Source organism: Moorena sp. SIO4E2 (assembly GCF_010671945.1).
Classification (GTDB): Bacteria; Cyanobacteriota; Cyanobacteriia; order Cyanobacteriales; family Coleofasciculaceae; genus Moorena; species Moorena producens.
Genome location: NZ_JAAHIE010001297.1, coordinates 1 through 1,257, shown reverse-complemented (window position 1 = coordinate 1,257; position 1,257 = coordinate 1). Strand labels below are relative to the sequence as shown.

The window sequence follows — 1,257 nt, the reverse complement described above, 5'->3', positions numbered from 1 at the left end:
CTATAACATCTAGTATATACTGAGAAGATCCCTCGGCCAAGAGAATAAAGCGAGGTTCGACATAACATTCCGCAGCTTGCGCACTACCAACGATCATTACTAGGGACAGGCAAAACACCAACATCCCTTTCAACACCTTGTGGACTACTTGCATTTTGAACTTCTCCTTTTTAGGTTATTGCAGGGAGCATGTCACTTATGTAGAACATTTGTACTATACCTCTAGCCCCCTCATGGGTTTACATAAGCTTGCTGTGATGGTACTGTAGTTCATTTGTTCTGCAACCCTTGACCTGCTCCCCCCAGTTCCTAATTCTTAGTTGGAACAATGTAATACTAGCCCTGTTATATATCTCTTATTCTCATAAAACTCAGATCAAACCTCATATAAAAACTCATATAAAAACTCAGATCAAACCTCATATCAAACTCATAAACCTCATATCAAACCTCATAAATCTCATATCAAACCTCATAAACCTCATATCAAACCTCATATCAAACCTCATAAACCTCATATCAAACCTCATAAACCTCATATCAAACCTCATATCAAACCTCATAAACCTCATATCAAACCTCATATCAAACTTCATATAAGTACAGGGTCAACGGGGAGTAGGTCAAAATAATAGAACAAATGAACTACTTGACAAAATCACAAAAATAATTTACATACCTTGCTTACATTGTGTGTAGCGCTATATTATTCAGCATTCTGTAGGGTGGGCATTGCCGGTTTACTTACCCAAATCCTGCCCAAATTTATCTGAGCAATGCCCACCAAGCAGGGTACCCATGGCCGGTTTCTGAACCAATGCCCACCCTACGATTATTGTGGATTGGTGGGCATTGCCCATTTCATTGCTCGCCGTTCAATCATGATCTTGATCAGCAATGCCCACCCTACGATGATGGTGGATTGGTGGGCATTGCCCATTTCATTGATCCGCGTTCAATCATGATCTTAATCAGCAATGCCCACCCTACTTGCTATTCACGCTCCTTCTTACAAAAATCATGAGCCTTATTGTTAATCTTATCAATAAGATCAGTTACCTCAGCCGGAGGATTAGGCATCAGATAAATTTCCCGTAATGCATCTGACCAAAGTTGTTTGTCTATGAAATAGTTAATTCGTTTCAGAGCAATCTTATCAGCACTGGCATCTTCAGCTTTCAGGTTACTTTCTAATTCATTTAAGTCAGTGGTGATTTGATTACGCTTTTCGTCATCCATTAGACGAAAACTTCTCTT

General features: G+C 39.6%; 1 protein-coding gene and 1 pseudogene. One reads left to right on the top strand and one right to left on the bottom strand.

Features of this window, described 5'->3' with window-relative positions:
• Positions 1-776: 776 nt before the first annotated feature.
• A complete protein-coding gene (locus F6K37_RS43120) occupies positions 777-965 on the top strand; it encodes a hypothetical protein (protein WP_008185268.1) in 189 nt (62 codons plus the stop codon).
• 28 nt (positions 966-993) lie between these two features.
• Here the strand turns inward: F6K37_RS43120 and F6K37_RS43115 are convergent.
• Positions 994-1,257, bottom strand: a pseudogene (locus F6K37_RS43115) (hypothetical protein); the annotation flags it as partial.

What these genes read in the sequence shown, in the direction of transcription:
- F6K37_RS43120 (WP_008185268.1), top strand. Translation starts at nt 777, where the DNA reads ATGCCCACCAAGCAGGGTACCCATGGCCGGTTTCTGAACCAATGCCCA.